We start from the raw sequence: 16,580 nt of genomic DNA, 5'->3' as shown, positions 1-16,580 counted from the left end.
GACCGATGGCTTCTGGCTTGAAAAACCCCCGCTTTTCAGCTAAGAACGAGCCGAGACGGAGAATCCTCTGCGATGGGGGAAGACGGCGGAGAGACCGTCGCTTCGACCCGAATTCGAGAGGGTCGCCGGTTCGACCCTCGCGGCCACGGCCCGCACACAACGCTTAATATGTTGTTCGAGATATATCTACAGAATGCCAACACGGCGTTTGTCTGTGTTCGACGTCGTCGCGGACCTCGTCCCCGGTGTCGTCTTCCTGTTGTTCCTCTCGCCAGTCTACACTGCCGCATCCTTCCCCACCCGGTTCTTTCCGGAGTTGAATTCGACGCTGCTCCTGGTCGCCGTCGGCTACCCCGTCGGCCGGGTCCTCCACGCGGTTGCCTCCCGAGGGTGGGCGGCGGCCACCATGGCCCACATCGGCTGGCGGACAGCCTCGTGGCCCCTCGGTGGCTCTCCACAGCTTTCCAGGCTCCGCGATTCGAAGGAGACAGGTCAGGGGAACGACCTCACCAGAACGTTCACCCTGCGCGACCGGCTCGCCGAGGTCGAGAGAGACGAGGGCTCGGCCGAGGCGACCTCCATCGAGCACGAGGTCCTGCGGCAGCTCTCCCGGGAGCTGCACCGGCTCGTCCGCGAGGACGGTGAGTCGAGCGACGACGGGTCCCGGGCTGCTGCCTGGGAAAGCGACGACGAGTACCTCGAACACCTCGGCCACAGTATCCTTCACGGGGAATCGACCCTCTACCACCGATACACCGTCCTCGCCACCTTCTATCGGAACCTCTGGACCGCCGTCCTCCTGGGGTCGGTCGGGTTCGTCCTCTCGATAGTCGTGAGGGAACTCCTGGTCCAGCCGGTCGCTCGCACGTCCCTCGTCGTCTCCCTGGGGAGGTACGACCTCATCGCGAGCTATCCCGCGCTGGTGGGCGGTGCACTCGTCGGTGGGGCGCTCGTGGTCGCGGTCGTCCTCCAGGTGTTGAGCGTCCGCTGGCTGGAGTACCGATACCGGCGACTCCGGGCGATGGTCAACGACCTGTATCTCGCGCTCGACGCGACGCCCAGCCAGCGCGCCGTGGACCCGCCGCAGAATCAGTAGCCGGACCCGAGGTCGTGTATCTTCTCGGCGACCTCGACCAGTCGAATCCACGTGTTGATACCGGCACGGAGCGCCACGAGGTCTGCGGCCTCGACCTCGACCGTGACGGTGTCGCCGGTCCGCGAGAGCGTCGTCGAAGAACGGTCGCCCTCGATCTCGCCGACCTCCTGGGCGACGCTGCGCTCGACGATCTGCGCGATCGCGTCGCTGTCGTACTCGAATTCGAGGCTGGTCGCGTGTGAGAACGAGGACATCGAGCCGACGCTATTCGACGTCGACGGTCTTGATGTCGGTACTGCGCTCTTTCAGCAGCACGCGGTGTCCACAGTAGGGACAGCGGACGCCGCCGTAGGAGTCGAGCGTCACGTCACGCTTGCACCGCGAGCACTTGTAGCTCATTCGTCTTCTTCGGAGAGTGCGGCGCGAATCGACCGGCGAACGGTGCGGCCTGCGGGGGTCTCGGGGCGGTAGGTACCGCCGGTGAACTTCTCACCGGTCTCCTCGTTGACCCAGATGCCCGTGCCGAGGCGCTTGACGTTGTCGCCGTCGACCTTGGAGTTGCGCATCTCGTCTTCGATCTCCGCGACGCGGCGTCGGGAGACACGCCCGTAGCGAGCGCCGAATCGGCCGGCGCTCCCCGTCTTTCCTTTCTTCTTGGCCATGATACCCGTTCGTACCGTCAGCGGGCAAATAAACCTGTTGAGTTCGCCCGCCCGCTCACTCCAGTGACGGGGCGGCGACGACCTCGTAGACGATGAGGATGAACGCCAGACAGAGGCCGAGTACGGTGAACTGGACCCACTCGACCGGTGGGACCACGTCTGGCAGGGTGATCGCTCGCAGTCCACGCTCCAGCAACAGTCCCGTCAGGACCACGGACGGGATGGTCGTGAGGACCGCATCAGCTCGGCGCATCGTGTGTAATGAGATGTAATTAGCGAGGATGAAATGCCTTGGGGTTCTGTCGGGAATCGCACCTATCTCGGTCGCGACCACGGCCGGAGATAGAGCACGACGAGGACGGCGAAGACGGCGACGGCGAGCAGGCCGCCACCGAGGAACGCCAGCTCGGGCGACAGGAGCGGCTGGGTGGCGGGCTGACTCGCGGGCTGGGAGGCCGCGTCACCGGCAAGACTGGCCATCTCCGTGATGGGTTCCGGGCGGGCCAGTTCGTCGAGGACCCGCGCCAACGTGAGGGTGGCAACTCCCAGGAACACGACCACCGCGAGCACGCGCGCGAGCAGGTCACGGAAGATGGACCGGTCGTCGCGTGAGCTGGCCATCACGAGGACCGCCCTGGCACAGGGGGCGTAGACGTTCATGGCAGACCCCTTCTCGGAGTACCAGGTGTCGACGACCTCGATGAGGCCGGCGTTCTCCATGTTCGTGAGGTGGTAGTGGACGTTCTGGAGCGTGGTTCCGGTGACCTCGCGGAGGTCCGCCGGTGTATGGGGCTCCTCGTAGAGCGCTTCGAGGATGGTCCGCGCGGTCGCGCTGGAGAGCGTGGCGAACACCTCGTCGGCCGTCTCGTCGGTCAGTCCGACGAGTTTGGACTGGCCCGGCTCGTGTTCGACGGCGCGTTTTATCGGGAAGATACGGCCCATTGACTGGAATATACGGTGTCGGGATGTATTCGGATTTCGTTGCATCAAACCGGCGCTTTACCGGTGTGGTTCGTGGGTGAAATCGGGTGGCAGACCGGCCTCAGGGGTGCTAGAAGAAGAACCCGAAGAGGCGGGCGAACAGGTGGAACGGGTTGGAGTCGAACCGGACCGGGGCCAGGTCGAAGTCGTACCACGGCGCAAGTCCAGGGGCGTTCGACGCCGAGACCGCGGCGGTCGCGTGCTCGTCCGCGGGGACGAGGATGGCGATGCCGCCGTCACCGTCCGCGGCGGACGGCAGTTTCTCCGGGAGCGGTTCGGCGGTCGGGAGTTCACACGGGGCGCGCACACAGACGATGTACGGCTCGGTCGGGATGGGTTCGTCGGGGCGCTCGCGCTCCCCGGACTCGTTCTGCGAGTCGACCGGGTCGTCACGGACGCCGGTCTGTTGCATCAGGGGCACGTCGTCGACGAAGTCGTTGATGGGCTCCATGACGACGCCGTCACGCCAGTTCGGCTCGGGGTCGGTCGGCCGAACTGGGTCGGTGCCGTCGGGGTCCGGCGGGAACTCGTCCGGGTTCACCGGCTCCGCGACGCCGTCTTTGGTGGCGTTCTCGTCGTGGTCGCCGTTACAGGGACTGTCGACGCCGACCATGCAGATGCCGACGGTCTGGTCCCCGTCGGCCGCGACCGGGCCGGCACCCAGCGCAAGTGCACAGACCAGCGCGACTGTGAGGAACGATACGAATCTGAATCGGTGGTTCATCGCAACCGTACAGAGGGCAGCTACACATAACTTGTTTGTCAAGTATGAAAGCGGCGTTTGACGCATCCGGCGTGGACTTCGGCGGAACCACCCAGCCGACCGGGGAGTCGAGAACGGTCGAACTACTGATACTTCTCTGGGGCGCTGACGCCCGCAGCGAGCACGTTCTCGCGGAGGTAGGCGAACAGCCGGTCGCGCACCTGCTCGCCGAGGTCGGCCATCCCGAGGGCCATCACGGCTCCCGCGCTCCCGTCGGTGGTCACGAGCAGGTAGGCGGCGGTCGCCTCGGGGTCGAGGTCCGCGCGGAAGACGCCGACGTCCATCCCCTCGCGGATGACCCCCGCCAGCGTCTCGTGAACCCGCTCCTCGTACGACTTGAGCAGGTCGTGGAACCGGTCGTTGAACGGGGCGTGAGCGAGCAGTTCCATCACGGCGACGTTGATACCGCGGTCGACCTCGTCGGTGGGGTCACCCAGTAACGCATCACACAGCGCGAACAGCCGGGTGACAGGGTCGGCGTCGGCCGCGGCCGAGAGTCGTTTCGAGTCGCGCCTGACGCTCCACTCCAGGAAGGCGACCACGAGGTCGTCCTTGGAGTCGTAGTGGTAGTACAGGCCGGCCTCCGAGACCGATGCCTCGGCAGCCACCTTCTTCGTGGTCAGTCCGGCGTAGCCGTGCTTGGCGAGCGCCCGCAGGACCGCCTCCATGATGTCGACCTGTGACTCACTCAGCTCTTCCTCCGCGCCGGCGGCCGCCTGCTCGTCGTCCGAATCGGCCTCGCCCGTGGGCATGTCGCGTGCTTTCCGCCGAGCGAGTAAATACTCGGCGGGTGCTGAGTACTCACCAGAGTCGAATCAGGAGCGCCACTCGAAAACGGCCTGAAACCCCGAATTCGAGTGATTTCGGCCTTACAGCTACCGGCTACGCTATCTTCTTTGCTAGTCTGGCTCTAGCATGGTATCGACGCCTCCCCTGCCTGAACAGTCGACCGACCGGACCGTCCGAACCGTGAGCCGGCGACGACTGCTCGCGCTGGCAGGTGCCGGCGCGAGTTTCGGCGCGTGGGCCCGCCCGGTCGCTGCTGGGCACCCGACGGTCGTGCCCGCTGGGTCCGGCCGCATCCGGCTCGTCGGCACCGGCCAGCGGTACGTCCTCGAGGGCGACATCGAAGGCCCCATCGAGGTCGTCGGGCGCGGCGTCTCGCTCGACGGGAACGGGTACACCATCACCCCGCGGGAGAACAGGGTCGGCATCGACGTCGACCGGTCCCGTGGTGTCAGACTGGCGAACCTCCGCATCGTCGGCGGGGGAACCGCCATCCGTCTCCGTGACTCCCAAGGTGTCAGGGTCAGGGACGCCTGGATTCGGCGCTCGGGCGTCGGTGTCGACATGGAGGACGCCGCCGGGCGTCTCGACAACCTGACCATCGTCGGCACCCGGAACAGTGGTATCCGACTGAAAGACACCCGCGCCGTCGTCACCGCGACGACCGTCCAGGAGTGTGGCCGCCGTGGCCGCTCCTCGGGCATCGTCGCGGACACGGAGCGCGACATCCAGTTCCGGCGCTGTCTCTCTCGCGGCAGCGGCAGGCACGGGTTCGTCCTCGACGGCGACGACGAAGCCACCCTGACCGTCGTTCGCTGCGGCGCGATGGAGAACCGTGGCGACGGCTTCGACGTCGAGGACTTCACCGAGACGGAACTCCGGTGCAGCGTCGCCCTCTCGAACGGCGGGTCGGGCTTCGACATCGACGACATCGGGGCACTCGCGGTCGCCCGGACCAGTGCGATTCGGAACGACGACCACGGCTTCGACATCCGCACGCGCAACCCCGCACGGCTGGTCAGCACCACCGCGTTCCGGAACCAGGACGACGACTACCGCCTGACCGGACCGGTCTTCCAGACGGTGGCTGACGAACCGGTACGGGGCCGGTGTTCGCCCGCGGCGACCATCCGATTACTGCGTCGGCAGGCGGTCGACGCCGAGACTGCCGGCGTCCTCGGCTCGAAACCGGGCACCGGCTGGCTCGACGAGTTCGAGACCGGGCCGGGTGACCAGGACGGCCGGGGTCGTGGGCGGGCGGGCGGTCAGGGGCGCAGGCGTGCGGGTGGGCGCGGCCGCGGGCGCAGTCGTGGCCGCGGTCGTCGCAACAGGGCCTGAACGCCCTGGCCGTCGCAGCCCGGCCGCCGCGGCGTGAGGGACTGCCCGAACGCAGGGCTTGTTAACCATCGCGTTCTACACCCGCGCAATGCAGATCGGTTCCCGTCGCTGTATCATCAACCCAGTGAGTGGAAGTGGCGACCACGCCGAGTACGTGAAACGGCTCCTCCGGGCCCGCGGCTTCGACACTGTCGAGACGAGAGGGCCGGGCGACGCCAGGCGACTCGGCCAGCAAGCCGGCGAGGACGGCGTCTCCGAACTCGCGGTGTGTGGCGGCGACGGGACCATCAACGAGGTGCTTCGCGGCCTCAAGGACGCCGGCCACCTCGGGTCGGTCACGCTGAGCGCGGTCCCCGCCGGTACGGCGAACATCCTCGCGCGAAACATCGGCATCGAGACCATCCAGCAGGGCGTCGAGATCGCAGACACCGGGGAGCGGCGCACAGTCGACCTCGGGATGGCCGGCGACGAACCGTTCGCCGTCTCCTGTATCGCTGGACTGCCAGCCGAAGCCAGCGTGGCTGCCTCCAGCGACCTCAAGCGGCGGTTCGGGACGCTCGCGTTCCTGGTCACCGGCGCACAGGAGGCGATGGCGTTCGATGGGCTCGACATCCGGGTCGACGCGACCGCCGACCACGGCGAGCAGTCCTGGGACGGCGAAGCGCTCTGTCTGCTGGTCGGGAACACCCGCCAGTTCGTCGGCGAGGGCGGTCAGGGCGACATGGAGGACGGGCTGTTCGACGTCGCCGTCGTCGAGCAGATGCCGACGCGGTCGATGGTCGCCGAAGCCATCGGGCACCGTCTCCTCGGGCAGGATACGCCCGGCGTGACGCACATCTCGGCCAGCGAACTCACGGTCGCCGGACACGAGGGCCCCATCACGTTCAGCCGCGACGGCGAACTGAGCGAGCACAGCGAACTCACGCTTTCGGTCCGCCCCGAGGCCCTCGAACTGCGGGTCGGGCCGGGGTACGACCCGTCACCGTCGGCGCGCTGAGCCGGGTCGAGGGACGAACGTTCCAGCATCCTTAATATTCGCGGGTCGGTTCTCTCGGCTCCGAGCGTTCTCACCATGTCCCCGTCAGACGACTCTCCCACCCCGGACAGCGCCGAGCGCTTCACCAGCACCGAATGGTACTACGCCCGCTATCGCCCCCGGTACGGTACCGACGCCATCGAGTACCTCGTCGACCGGTTCGGCGTCGACGAGACGAGCCGCGTCCTCGACCTCGGCTGTGGTGCGGGCCAGATCGCCATCCCGCTCGCCGAACACGCCGGCGAGGTGGTCGGGATGGACCCGAACGAGGCGATGCTCCGCGAGGCCCGCGAACAGGCTGTGGCGGCCGGCTGCGAGAACGTCGAGTGGGTGCAGGGGTCCGATGCGGACCTGCCCGCCGACATCGGAACGGTTCGCCTCACGACGATGGGTCGGTCCTTCCACTGGATGGACCAGCCTCGCACCCTCGACCACCTGTTCGAGCTGACCGAACCGGGCGGTGGCGTCGCGCTCGTCACCGACGGCGAGTGGCTCACCCACGGGGTCGACGACGACTGGCAGGCGGGCGTTCACGCGCTCGCCGGCGAGTACCTCGACGACCTCCCCGAGCGAACCGGCCCCATCGAGGAGTACGACGACCCATGGGACGACTTGCTCGCCGAGCACGGCTTCACCGACGTCGAGACCGAGACCGTCGCGTACGAACGCAAGTGGGACGAAGACGGCGTCGTCGGCTACGTCTTCTCGCTCTCGTTCTGCTCGCCGGCCCGCTTCGGCGACCGGAAAGACGCCTTCGAGGCCGACCTGCGCGAGTACCTGCAGGGCCTCGACGGGGAGACGTTCGTGCAACACGGCGAGGTCGAGGTCATCTCGGGGCGACGGTAGCGACGGGGCGACAGCCGGCCATCGCGGTCCTGCAGAGGCAGCCAGCCACCTGCCCTAGCGAAACGTTCTCAAAGACGACTCACTTACCTTCCGTCGTGAATCGGGAGAAAGCTATCCCGGTGGTCCTCGCCCTCGTCTGCGTGTTCGCGCTCGCGTTCGCGGCCGCGACGCTCGTCGAGCCCCACGAACCCGGGGGCGGTGGCTCCTCCATCGTCACCCCGAACGACGACACCGCGACCGACCGGAACGGGGAGGACGGGACGAGTCCCGCACGACCCCTGACCGACCCGGGCCGCATCGTCTTCTCGATGAGCTTTTGCATCCCGTTCCTGCTGAGCGGCGAGTTCTTCGCCATCGTCGTGGTCCTCACGGCCGCCATCTGGCTGTACGTCCAGCACTCGAAAGACGGGCTGGCGGCCACCGGGCTGGTCGGGACCATCGCGTTCCCCGGCTTCTTCCTGTGGCTCCTCCTGACGAACTGTGCCACCCAGAACGAGCCCGACCAGCTCTCGGTCATCCCCTCGACGGTCGCAGAACAGACCGAGGGCGTCTCCTCCTCGCTCGGGCTGAGCCAGAACCCCGGGAACGTGAGCCCGGAGGTCGCCCTTCTCATCGCCGCGCTGGTGGTGGGTATCGTGCTCGTGTTCGCCTGGTTCGCCCTCCGGGGCGACGACGAGGACCGGGAGAACGACGAGGAGGTGTACGAGGCGGGGCTGGCATCGCGTTCCCCGCGACACCGCATGGCCGCCATCGGTGCCGCCGCGGGGCGAGCCGCGGACCGGCTGGAGACCAGTACCGCGGTCGACAACGAGGTGTACCGGGCCTGGCGGGAGATGACGAGGCATCTGGACGTGCCCGAGCCCGAATCGAGCACACCCGCAGAGTTCGCGGAGGCTGCCATCGCGGCCGGGATGACCCGCGACCAGGTCACGGAACTCACTGCGCTGTTCGAGGAGGTCCGCTACGGCGGCGAAGACCCGACGACAGACCGCGAGAGCCGGGCCATCGAGGCACTGCGGGCCATCGAGTCGGCTCACGCATCAGGTGCGAAACCGACGGCTGACGACGACGACTGACCGAGAACTCGCCGGCTCCGGTGCGAACCGATGAGTCAAGTCATGGCTTGACAATCCGGCACCCCTAAGTGTCGTTTCCAGCTAGAGGCTCACGTGAAACAAAGGAACGTGGGCATCGTGGTCGTCGCGGTGTGCTGTGTCCTCGCCATCGCCATCGCGGCGGGGACGCTCACCGAGACGACCCAGCCCGGGGGGAGTGGGGGCTCCGTCTCCAACGTGAACGCCGACGGGGTGACGACGGAGACCACCACCCAACCGGGGCAGCGGGTCAACCAGACGACAGCACAACAGCAGCCGCCGCTCCGGCAGGACTGTCCGTCCCGGACGCTCCCGTGGTGGGCCGGTGTCGGTCTCGTCGCGGTCACGGCGTCGGTCACCATCGGGTCCTACCGGCGGTACGACGGCGTGGTCGCCGTGGCCATGCTCTTGCTGATGGCCGTCATCGTCGCGTCGGTGGCCCCGTTCTTCTTCATCTGTCCCTCCTCGGACACCCCACAGACCCAGCAACAGGGCGCACCCGGGGACACGCCGGACGACTCCGGCACGGGTGACGGTGCTGGTGAGGGCTCGGGGAGCGGTGACGACGAGCAGCGACAACAGCCGTTCGACGTTCCGCTCTTGCTCCTGCTCGGTGGGGCGGGCATCCTCGCCGTGGTACTGGTCGGCGCATGGAGCGTGTCCGGCGACGACGACGACGAGGACGAGGTCGTCGAGGTGAGCGAGGACGCGGCGCAGGCGGACGATGCCCCGGTCGACACGCAGGCCATCTCGACCGCCGCGGGCCGGGCCGCAGACCGAATCGAATCCAGTTCGGACGTCGACAACGAGATCTACCGTGCGTGGGTCGAGATGACCCGACACCTGCCGGTCGACCATCCCGAAACGAGCACGCCGCGGGAGTTCGAGCGTGCCGCGGTCGACGCCGGCTTCGACCGGGCGGACGTCCAGACGCTGACCGACCTGTTCGAGTCGGTCCGGTACGGTGCCGCCGACGCGACGCCCGAGCGCGAAGCCCGTGCAGTCGAAGCACTCAGGCGGCTCGAAGCCCACAACGAGGGTGAGACGCGATGAAGCTCAGAACCATCCTCTCGGTGCTCGGGGTCGCCGTCGCCGCCCTGGCGTTCGCCCTGGTCCTGTTCCCCGAGGTCGCCGCTGGGATGTCGATGAACGAGGCGATACTCGTCGTACTCGGCGTCGCAGCACTCCTCCAGGGCGTCCGAATCGGCGTCTCGCGCACCCGGAACCGGTACGTGCAGGCCGAGACGCCGGACCCGGAGCAGTCACAGGAGCTCCCCACGCCGGGAGACGACTTCGACGAGTTGCTCCACGTCGCGAGTACGGACCTCCGCCGGATCGACAGTCGTGAGCAGACGACGACCCGACTGGAGCGCGCCGCGGTCGCGACCATCGCCCGCACGCAGGGCTGTTCGCAGTCGGAGGCGAAACGACGAATCGAGGCCGGTGAGTGGACCGACGACCCGTACGCCGCCGCGTTCTTCACCGGCACGCTCGAGGGCGGATCGCTGTTCTCGCGGGTCGACCTGCTCAGTGGCCGCCAGACGCGGTATCACCGGTGGGCCGTCCACGCGGCCACCGAGATCGCACGGATGTCGGAGGAGTACGACAGATGAGTTCGACAGTGACGCGAGAGACCGACGACTCGACGGGGCGCGACGACAGCACGACGCCGGACGGGGCGACAGGCGCGGGAACCGACGCGGGAGCAGGTGGGTCGGCAACCGACGCGGTCCAGACCCAGCGCGTCATCACCGACACGACCGAGGCGACCAACCACTGGCGCGGCATCGCCGCGGTGACGCTGGTCGCGGGCGCAGTCGGCGTCATCACGCGACAGCCCGCCCTGTTGCTCTCGGCGGTCGTCGGCGTGGGCTACCTCGCGTACGCCCGGATCACCGAGGCCCCGGCCGTGACGCTCAGTATCACCCGAGAACTCAGCGACCCGGACCCGTCCCTCGGCGACGAGGTGACCGTGACGGTCCGCGTGACGAACGACGGGAGTCGAACCCTGCCCGACGTGCGCCTCGTCGACGGCGTGCCCGAGGAACTCTCCGTGAAGTCCGGGTCCGCCCGCCTCGGCACCGCCCTGCGCCCCGGCGAGTCGGACTCGTTCTCCTACACCGTGACCGCCAAGCGCGGCACCCACGAGTTCAAGACGTGCGACGCCATCGTCCGCGGCTGGTCCGGCGCTGAGGAGACCCACACCCGCTTCCGGACCGGCGGCGACATGGTGTGTACGCCCTCGCTGGAGGCGACGATTCCGGTCCCGCTGCGCAAGCAGACCTCGCAGTACGCCGGGCGCGTGAACACCGACATCGGCGGTGACGGCGTCGAGTTCCACTCGACCCGGGAGTACCGCCGCGGCGACCCGCTCTCGCGGGTCGACTGGAAGCGCTACGCGCGGACCGGCGACCTCGCGACCCTGCTGTTCCGCGAGGAGCGCGCCGCGACCGTGATGTGCCTGCTCGACCTGCGCAAGGAGGCCTACGTCCGCCGGGACGACGAGGGCCTCCATGCAGCAGACCTCGGCATCGAGGCTGCCGGCCACGTGTTCACCGCGCTGCTCGACACGGGCGACCGGGTCGGCCTCACCGCCCTCGCCCCACAGTCGGTCTGGCTCCGCCCCGGCCTCGGGAACGAACACCGCGCGAAGGTCGAGGAGCTGTTCGCCCATCACCCCGCACTCTCCTCGGAGCAGCCCGCGGGCTACCGCTCCATCACGCTCGGTGTCCGGAACCTCAGAAAACGGCTCCCGGGCGACGCCCAGCTCGTGTTCTTCAGCCCGCTGTGTGATGACGATGCGGTGCAGGCCGCCCGCCTGCTCCACGCCCACGGACACAAGGTGACCATCATCAGCCCGGACGCCACCGCGACGGAGACCATCGGCCAGCGCATCGCCCGGGTGGAACGCCGCGCCCGCATCACCGAACTGCGCCAGGGTGGCATCCGCGTCATCGACTGGGACCCGGACGAAGGGCTCGTGAACGCCCTCGCCCGTGGCTCACGGAGGTGGACCTGATGGCGACCGAAATCGACCGGCGACCGGTCCGCCTGTCGGCCGTGGTGGCACTGGGTGCTGGCGCGTTTGCCGCGCTCGCGGCCATCCTGACCGCCTCGGTGGGCGTCGTCGGCGCGGCCCTCGGCATGCTCGCGCTCGCCCCCGGCGTGGTCCTCGGCTCCCGCCGACTGGTCCACGTCGGCGCGGTCGGCCTGCTCGGCGGGCTCGTCTTCGCCGGTGCGACCGGTGGCGCACCATCCGCCGAACTGCTCATGCTCGTCGGGACGACCGCGACGGTGCTGGCCTGGGACGTCGGCCAGAACGCCATCGGGCTCGGAGAGCAACTGGGGCGCGAGGCAGACACGACCCGGGCCGAACTGGCGCACATCGGTGGGTCTGCCGTGGTCGGGGTCGCGACCGGTGGTGTGGCGTTCGCGGTCTACCAGGTCGCGACCGAGGGACAGCCGATTTCGGCGCTCGCGCTGTTGCTGGTGGCCGTGGTTATCCTGACGACGGCGCTGCGGCAGTAAGAGCGTCGAATTCACGGGGGAGACGGTCAGCTCGGGTTGCTGCCCCGGTCGACGTATAAATCATCCCTCTCCGAGCGGGGAGCGCGGCGGTGTCACCGGGCGATGCGGGGCTCGGACGGTCGAGCAACCCGTGAGAGACCGACGACGAAGCGTCCCTCACCGAAAGAAGGTGTTCTCCTCGGTGAAACTCGGCTGATGCTGGTGACTCACTCCGAGTCGGTCTTGATGTCTGCGGAGAGTCCCTGGGCCATCTCGATGTCCTTCGAGTTGTTGAGCGTCCACGCCGTCCGTTCGGTGACGGCCTCGATGACCTCACGAGCGGACGGGTAGCCGTTGCCGGACTTCTTCACGCCGCCGAACGGCAGGTGGACTTCGGCTCCGATGCAGGGAAGGTTGCCGTAGGCGAGGCCGACCTCGGCGTTGTCCCGGAAGTAGTTGATCTGGCGGTAGTCCTCGGAGATGATGGCACCGGCGAGACCGTAGTCGGTGTCGTTCTGGATCGCGACTGCCTCCTCGACGTCGCCGGAGTACTTCAGGAGGGCGACGTGGGGACCGAACACCTCCTCGTGCGTGCACCGGAGGTCCTCCCAGGCGTCGGCCTCGTAGACGAACGGCCCGATCCAGTGACCCGCTTCGTGGCCGTCGGGTATCTCCTCGTCGTCCAGCTCGGTGCGGTCGACGAGGACGTTCACGCCTTCGTCCTCGGCCAGCTGGTTGTACTTCGTCACCTTCTCCTTGTGGTCCGCCTCGATGAGCGGCCCCATGAACGTGTCATCGTCGAGCGGGTCGCCGACCGAGACCTGTTCCGCGAGTTCGACGAACCGCTCTTTGAACTCGTCGTAGACGTCCTCGTGGACGACGATGCGCTCGGAGGAGACACAGCGCTGGCCCGTCGTCTTGAACGAACTCATCAGCGCCGAGTGGACGGCGACGTCGAGGTCCGCTTCCTCGGTGATGACGATGTTGTTCTTCCCGCCCATCTCACAGGCGGCGAGCTTGCCCGGCTGTGACGCGGTCTTCTGGGCGACCTCGTGGCCGACCTCCGCGGAGCCCGTGAACAGGACGGTATCGACGCGTTCGTCGTCGACGATGGCTGCGCCGACGTCGCCGAAGCCCTGCACCATGTTGAACACGCCGTCGGGGATGCCAGCGTCCTCGAACATCTCCGCGATGATCTGGCCACACCAGGGTGTCTGCTCGGCGGGCTTCCAGACGACGGTGTTGCCCTCGACGAGCGCGACGGCCATGTGCCAGAACGGGATGGCGACCGGGAAGTTCCACGGCGTGATGCAGCCGACGACGCCCCGCGGCTTGCGGCGCATGTAGGCGTCCTTGCTCGGAATCTCCGAGGGAATCACGTCGCCCTTCGGGTGGCGGGCGTCACCGGCTGCCCACTCGACCATGTGGTACGCCTCGATGACGTCGGCGCGGCCCTCGGAGATCTCCTTCCCGCACTCCTTGGTGACGACCTCGGCCAGCTCCTCGGTGCGCTCGCGGAGCTCGTGGTAGATCTCCCAGAGGTACTCCGCGCGGTCGATGTGGGACAGTTCACGCCACTCCTCGGTCGCCGCCTCGGCCGCGGCGCACGCCGCATCGAGGTCGGACTCGGTGCCGCGAGCGAACGTGCCAAGCGCCTCAGCCGTCGCCGGGTTCTCGCTCGTGAACGTCTGGTCTCCGTCTCCGGCCGTCCACTCCCCATCGATATAATGCTCGTACGTCTGCTCGGTCTGTCGTGAAGCCATGTCGCATCCCAGGGAGACATGTAAGTAATAACACCCCCCTCCCATGGTGGACAGGGGTCGAGACCGAAGCGTCAGTCCACGGTCGGAACCGGCACCGAATCCAGCACCTTCGCGATGACCTCGCGCTTGCTCACGTTGTTGACCATCGCGTCCGGCGTCAGCACGAGCCGGTGCGCGAGCACGGGCTGGGCGACGCGCTTGATGTCGTCGGGTGTGACGTACTCGCGGCCCACCATCGTTGCGTAGGCCCGCGAGGACTCGAACAGGCGCTGGGTCCCGCGCGGGGAGACACCAATCTCGACGCGGCCGTCCTGCCGGGTCTCGCGGCAGAGCTTCGCCATGTACGTCAGCAGGTCGTCGTCGACCCGGACGTTCTCGGGGACCTGCCGGAGGTCGGCGACCTCCTCGTCGGTGAGGACGCGCTCGACGCTCGGGGACTGCTCGACGCGGCCGGCCCGGCGCTGGAGGAGTTCGACCTCGCCGGCCTCGTCGGGGTAGCCGATGGAGGACTTCACGATGAAGCGGTCGACCTGCGCCTCGGGGAGCGGGAACGTCCCCTCCTGCTCGACGGGGTTCTGCGTCGCGATGACGAAGAACGGCTGGGGGAGCATCCGCGTCTCGCCGTCGACGGTCACCTGGCCCTCCTCCATCGCTTCCAGCAGTGCGGCCTGGGTCTTCGGCGGGGCGCGGTTGATCTCGTCGGCGAGGACGATGTTCGCGAAGATGGGACCCGCCTGGAACTCGAACTCGCGGGTCTCTTCGTTGAACACGTGCGTCCCGGTGACGTCGGCGGGGAGGAGGTCGGGGGTGAACTGGATGCGGGAGAAATCCAATCCGAGGGCGGAAGCCATCGACCGTGCGGTCAGCGTCTTGCCGGTCCCGGGCACGTCCTCCAGGAGCACGTGGCCACGACCGACGACACCGAGCAGTACGGTTTCGAGGAACTCTCGGTCGGCGATGACCGCGTTCCCGATGGCGTCGAGGACACGGTTACAGTCCTCGTTCGCTTGGTGTACGTCCATGTTCTCGTCCCCGTGCTGCTGGAATAAATTCTTGGCGGTTGTCACCTCCCTACGCGATAAATCGAAATTCATAATAAAGGCAGACGGCAACGTGGAGATGAGCCGAGATAGCCTAGCCCGGCCAAGGCGGTAGATTCGAAATCTACTGTCCTCACGGACACGGGAGTTCAAATCTCCCTCTCGGCGTTCTCCAATCACAAACCGACGAGCGTTGCGAGCAGCTTGCCTGCGAGCAGTCGCGAGTCGCACGTGATTGGAGACGAAGATAATGTAGATTTGAACCAGACGAGTCGCAGCCCGCGAAGCCGAACGAAGTGAGGCGAGCAGGACCGTCTCGGCGAGGTTCAAATCTCCCTCTCGGCGCTTCTTCGGAGACAACATCGACGAGCGACGCGTAGCGGCGCGAGTCGTTCAGTCTCCGGAGACCGGAACAGAGGAGTTTGAACGTTCGAACGGAGCGAACGAAGCGCGGTTCGGACCGAAGGGAGAACCGCGACGCGAACGGTGAAACCGTGAGCGAAGTGAGCGGGAGTGAGTGGAGTTCAAATCTCCCTCTCGGCGCTTCTCCAATCACTACCCGAGCGCCCCAGTTCCATCCACGCCCGACACCGCGCAGGGAGTGTAAGCCCCGGCAGAAATTGACAGAAGACTTATTATGTGCGTGTGTCAATTCGCACCGATGAAGCCCTCCTGTTCTCGTCGTCGTGCCCTCCGCTACTGTAGTGGACTCCTCATCACGGGCGGTGCCGGGTGTCTCACGGCTATCGACACCGGTACTAAGTCCCCGACGGGAACACGGACAGCCACTCCCGACCCGGCAGGCGATAGATGTGCGTCGTACACCCCGGAAGGGACCAGTTCGGCGGGGTACGACATCGGTCTCATGAACGACGACAACGACACGCACACCGTCACGCTCCGGGTCGACCTCGAGGCCAGTGGAGGGGCGGACCCGATACTCGAACGGGAGTACACGCTCGGCCCGGGGGAGACGAACACCGAGACGTGTATTCCATTCACGGAACCGGGGACGTACACGGTTTCCGTGGCGGTGTCGGAGGGTCGAACGGCGACGTTCGAGTGGAAGGTCGAGCGAGTGTCTGGAACCATCGAGAAGGCGCTGTTCGTCACGGTCGAGGACGACTCGACCATCTCGTTCGACTGGTTCTACGTGTAGGTGGCCCGTCGGTACACCCCACATCGCCCACGTCTGTCGCTCTCGGGGAGATAAACTTAAAGTCATCAGGTGACAACTGTCACCTAACACCATGTCACACTTCACCGGGGCGGCGCTGGTCATGGGTGGCTTCCTCGCCGCCATCTTCGTATTGGTCAGTGTGCGCGAGAAGGCCAGCTACACGCCGAAGTTCGGGGCGAGGGAGGGCCCGGGGTGGCACGAACTCTTGAACAACCAGCTGGTCTGGACCCTCGGTTTCTTCTTCATCCTCGGGGGAATCGGGGCGGGTGCGGTCGCCTACGTCGGCGCTGACGCGGCCGGCAGGGCGACGCTCCAGTGGTTGCTCGTCGTCGCCACCGGCGGGCTGTTCGCCGGCTGGATCGTCTTCGGCACCTATCGCTCCAGCAAGAACCGCGGGCTCACGAGCGCGACCGCCGCGATGGTGAGCGCGTGGGCCTTCGGGGTCCTGTTCGTCCTGGTCATCGCCGTGAAACTCATCGTCGGGTGAG

The 16,580-nt window shown here is 67.3% G+C and carries 20 protein-coding genes and 1 tRNA gene; 12 read left to right on the top strand and 9 right to left on the bottom strand.

What is annotated here, in order from left to right; all coding sequences use genetic code 11:
* Positions 1-193: 193 nt before the first annotated feature.
* Entirely contained in the window at positions 194-1,096 is a 903-nt protein-coding gene (locus tag ACSC1S_RS04710) for a hypothetical protein (protein WP_435363369.1), read from the top strand.
* On the opposite strand, the gene ACSC1S_RS04705 is transcribed toward ACSC1S_RS04710, so the two are convergent.
* From ACSC1S_RS04705 to ACSC1S_RS04675, 7 genes are all read right to left on the bottom strand, one after another.
* A complete protein-coding gene (locus ACSC1S_RS04705) occupies positions 1,090-1,350 on the bottom strand; it encodes a KEOPS complex subunit Pcc1 (protein WP_435317749.1) in 261 nt (86 codons plus the stop codon). The two genes, ACSC1S_RS04710 and ACSC1S_RS04705, sit on opposite strands and share 7 nt — an antisense overlap.
* A gap of 10 nt (positions 1,351-1,360) precedes the next feature.
* Positions 1,361-1,495, bottom strand: coding sequence for a DNA-directed RNA polymerase subunit P (locus ACSC1S_RS04700; protein ID WP_261650679.1), 135 nt, complete (start codon positions 1,493-1,495; stop codon positions 1,361-1,363).
* On the bottom strand, positions 1,492-1,758 hold the full coding sequence (locus ACSC1S_RS04695; protein ID WP_261650678.1) for a 50S ribosomal protein L37ae: 267 nt from the start codon (positions 1,756-1,758) through the stop codon (positions 1,492-1,494). The genes ACSC1S_RS04700 and ACSC1S_RS04695 overlap by 4 nt, the downstream gene beginning before the upstream one ends.
* A gap of 55 nt (positions 1,759-1,813) precedes the next feature.
* Positions 1,814-2,011, bottom strand: a complete 198-nt coding sequence (locus tag ACSC1S_RS04690; RefSeq protein WP_435317748.1) for a hypothetical protein — start codon at positions 2,009-2,011, stop codon at positions 1,814-1,816.
* A gap of 62 nt (positions 2,012-2,073) precedes the next feature.
* Positions 2,074-2,700, bottom strand: coding sequence for an ArsR/SmtB family transcription factor (locus tag ACSC1S_RS04685; protein WP_435317747.1), 627 nt, complete (start codon positions 2,698-2,700; stop codon positions 2,074-2,076).
* Positions 2,701-2,809: 109 nt separating this feature from the next.
* The gene (locus ACSC1S_RS04680; RefSeq protein ID WP_435363368.1) at positions 2,810-3,463 is read right to left on the bottom strand and encodes a hypothetical protein; all 654 of its coding nucleotides are present in this window, start codon (positions 3,461-3,463) and stop codon (positions 2,810-2,812) included.
* A gap of 122 nt (positions 3,464-3,585) precedes the next feature.
* Entirely contained in the window at positions 3,586-4,254 is a 669-nt protein-coding gene (locus tag ACSC1S_RS04675) for a TetR/AcrR family transcriptional regulator (protein WP_435363367.1), read from the bottom strand.
* Positions 4,255-4,417: 163 nt separating this feature from the next.
* Between ACSC1S_RS04675 and ACSC1S_RS04670 the strand changes: the two genes are divergently transcribed.
* From ACSC1S_RS04670 to ACSC1S_RS04635, 8 genes are all read left to right on the top strand, one after another.
* Complete coding sequence (locus ACSC1S_RS04670; RefSeq protein ID WP_435363366.1) at positions 4,418-5,626, top strand: right-handed parallel beta-helix repeat-containing protein; 1,209 nt, start codon at positions 4,418-4,420, stop codon at positions 5,624-5,626.
* 88 nt (positions 5,627-5,714) lie between these two features.
* Positions 5,715-6,623 (top strand): diacylglycerol/lipid kinase family protein, encoded by a 909-nt coding sequence (locus ACSC1S_RS04665; protein WP_435363365.1) that lies wholly within the window; start codon positions 5,715-5,717, stop codon positions 6,621-6,623.
* Between the two features lie 75 nt (positions 6,624-6,698).
* On the top strand, positions 6,699-7,508 hold the full coding sequence (locus tag ACSC1S_RS04660) for a class I SAM-dependent methyltransferase (protein ID WP_435363364.1): 810 nt from the start codon (positions 6,699-6,701) through the stop codon (positions 7,506-7,508).
* A gap of 95 nt (positions 7,509-7,603) precedes the next feature.
* Complete coding sequence (locus ACSC1S_RS04655; RefSeq protein WP_435363363.1) at positions 7,604-8,584, top strand: DUF4129 domain-containing protein; 981 nt, start codon at positions 7,604-7,606, stop codon at positions 8,582-8,584.
* A gap of 93 nt (positions 8,585-8,677) precedes the next feature.
* On the top strand, positions 8,678-9,655 hold the full coding sequence (locus tag ACSC1S_RS04650) for a DUF4129 domain-containing protein (RefSeq protein WP_435363362.1): 978 nt from the start codon (positions 8,678-8,680) through the stop codon (positions 9,653-9,655).
* Positions 9,652-10,215: a DUF7269 family protein gene (locus ACSC1S_RS04645; RefSeq protein WP_435363361.1), complete on the top strand. Its 564-nt coding sequence runs from the start codon at positions 9,652-9,654 to the stop codon at positions 10,213-10,215. Before ACSC1S_RS04650 ends, ACSC1S_RS04645 begins: the two co-directional genes overlap by 4 nt.
* Positions 10,212-11,621: a DUF58 domain-containing protein gene (locus ACSC1S_RS04640; RefSeq protein WP_435363360.1), complete on the top strand. Its 1,410-nt coding sequence runs from the start codon at positions 10,212-10,214 to the stop codon at positions 11,619-11,621. Before ACSC1S_RS04645 ends, ACSC1S_RS04640 begins: the two co-directional genes overlap by 4 nt.
* Positions 11,621-12,130 (top strand): DUF7519 family protein, encoded by a 510-nt coding sequence (locus ACSC1S_RS04635; RefSeq protein ID WP_435363359.1) that lies wholly within the window; start codon positions 11,621-11,623, stop codon positions 12,128-12,130. The genes ACSC1S_RS04640 and ACSC1S_RS04635 overlap by 1 nt, the downstream gene beginning before the upstream one ends.
* A 206-nt stretch (positions 12,131-12,336) precedes the next feature.
* On the opposite strand, the gene ACSC1S_RS04630 is transcribed toward ACSC1S_RS04635, so the two are convergent.
* Positions 12,337-13,872 (bottom strand): aldehyde dehydrogenase family protein, encoded by a 1,536-nt coding sequence (locus tag ACSC1S_RS04630; RefSeq protein WP_435363358.1) that lies wholly within the window; start codon positions 13,870-13,872, stop codon positions 12,337-12,339.
* A 71-nt stretch (positions 13,873-13,943) separates the two neighbouring features.
* A complete protein-coding gene (locus tag ACSC1S_RS04625) occupies positions 13,944-14,894 on the bottom strand; it encodes an AAA family ATPase (RefSeq protein ID WP_435363357.1) in 951 nt (316 codons plus the stop codon).
* A 101-nt stretch (positions 14,895-14,995) separates the two neighbouring features.
* Between ACSC1S_RS04625 and ACSC1S_RS04620 the strand changes: the two genes are divergently transcribed.
* The 3 genes from ACSC1S_RS04620 to ACSC1S_RS04610 all read left to right on the top strand — a co-directional run bounded on the left by ACSC1S_RS04620 (position 14,996) and on the right by ACSC1S_RS04610 (position 16,579).
* A tRNA-Ser gene (locus ACSC1S_RS04620) sits at positions 14,996-15,080 on the top strand.
* Positions 15,081-15,573: 493 nt separating this feature from the next.
* Entirely contained in the window at positions 15,574-16,071 is a 498-nt protein-coding gene (locus ACSC1S_RS04615; protein ID WP_435363356.1) for an Ig-like domain-containing protein, read from the top strand.
* A 91-nt stretch (positions 16,072-16,162) separates the two neighbouring features.
* Entirely contained in the window at positions 16,163-16,579 is a 417-nt protein-coding gene (locus tag ACSC1S_RS04610) for a hypothetical protein (protein ID WP_435363355.1), read from the top strand.
* Position 16,580 lies beyond the last annotated feature (1 nt).

This window comes from Haloarchaeobius pelagicus (assembly GCF_051207375.1).
GTDB lineage: Archaea > Halobacteriota > Halobacteria > Halobacteriales > Natrialbaceae > Haloarchaeobius.
This window is presented reverse-complemented; position numbering and strand designations above follow the sequence as displayed.

What these genes read in the sequence shown, in the direction of transcription:
- ACSC1S_RS04685 (WP_435317747.1), bottom strand. Translation starts at nt 2,700, where the DNA reads ATGGGCCGTATCTTCCCGATAAAACGCGCCGTCGAACACGAGCCGGGC.
- ACSC1S_RS04680 (WP_435363368.1), bottom strand. Translation starts at nt 3,463, where the DNA reads ATGAACCACCGATTCAGATTCGTATCGTTCCTCACAGTCGCGCTGGTC.
- ACSC1S_RS04640 (WP_435363360.1), top strand. Translation starts at nt 10,212, where the DNA reads ATGAGTTCGACAGTGACGCGAGAGACCGACGACTCGACGGGGCGCGAC.
- ACSC1S_RS04700 (WP_261650679.1), bottom strand. Translation starts at nt 1,495, where the DNA reads ATGAGCTACAAGTGCTCGCGGTGCAAGCGTGACGTGACGCTCGACTCC.
- ACSC1S_RS04670 (WP_435363366.1), top strand. Translation starts at nt 4,418, where the DNA reads ATGGTATCGACGCCTCCCCTGCCTGAACAGTCGACCGACCGGACCGTC.
- ACSC1S_RS04665 (WP_435363365.1), top strand. Translation starts at nt 5,715, where the DNA reads ATGCAGATCGGTTCCCGTCGCTGTATCATCAACCCAGTGAGTGGAAGT.
- ACSC1S_RS04615 (WP_435363356.1), top strand. Translation starts at nt 15,574, where the DNA reads ATGAAGCCCTCCTGTTCTCGTCGTCGTGCCCTCCGCTACTGTAGTGGA.
- ACSC1S_RS04710 (WP_435363369.1), top strand. Translation starts at nt 194, where the DNA reads ATGCCAACACGGCGTTTGTCTGTGTTCGACGTCGTCGCGGACCTCGTC.
- ACSC1S_RS04695 (WP_261650678.1), bottom strand. Translation starts at nt 1,758, where the DNA reads ATGGCCAAGAAGAAAGGAAAGACGGGGAGCGCCGGCCGATTCGGCGCT.
- ACSC1S_RS04690 (WP_435317748.1), bottom strand. Translation starts at nt 2,011, where the DNA reads ATGCGCCGAGCTGATGCGGTCCTCACGACCATCCCGTCCGTGGTCCTG.
- ACSC1S_RS04660 (WP_435363364.1), top strand. Translation starts at nt 6,699, where the DNA reads ATGTCCCCGTCAGACGACTCTCCCACCCCGGACAGCGCCGAGCGCTTC.
- ACSC1S_RS04610 (WP_435363355.1), top strand. Translation starts at nt 16,163, where the DNA reads ATGTCACACTTCACCGGGGCGGCGCTGGTCATGGGTGGCTTCCTCGCC.
- ACSC1S_RS04630 (WP_435363358.1), bottom strand. Translation starts at nt 13,872, where the DNA reads ATGGCTTCACGACAGACCGAGCAGACGTACGAGCATTATATCGATGGG.
- ACSC1S_RS04675 (WP_435363367.1), bottom strand. Translation starts at nt 4,254, where the DNA reads ATGCCCACGGGCGAGGCCGATTCGGACGACGAGCAGGCGGCCGCCGGC.
- ACSC1S_RS04635 (WP_435363359.1), top strand. Translation starts at nt 11,621, where the DNA reads ATGGCGACCGAAATCGACCGGCGACCGGTCCGCCTGTCGGCCGTGGTG.
- ACSC1S_RS04705 (WP_435317749.1), bottom strand. Translation starts at nt 1,350, where the DNA reads ATGTCCTCGTTCTCACACGCGACCAGCCTCGAATTCGAGTACGACAGC.
- ACSC1S_RS04625 (WP_435363357.1), bottom strand. Translation starts at nt 14,894, where the DNA reads ATGGACGTACACCAAGCGAACGAGGACTGTAACCGTGTCCTCGACGCC.
- ACSC1S_RS04645 (WP_435363361.1), top strand. Translation starts at nt 9,652, where the DNA reads ATGAAGCTCAGAACCATCCTCTCGGTGCTCGGGGTCGCCGTCGCCGCC.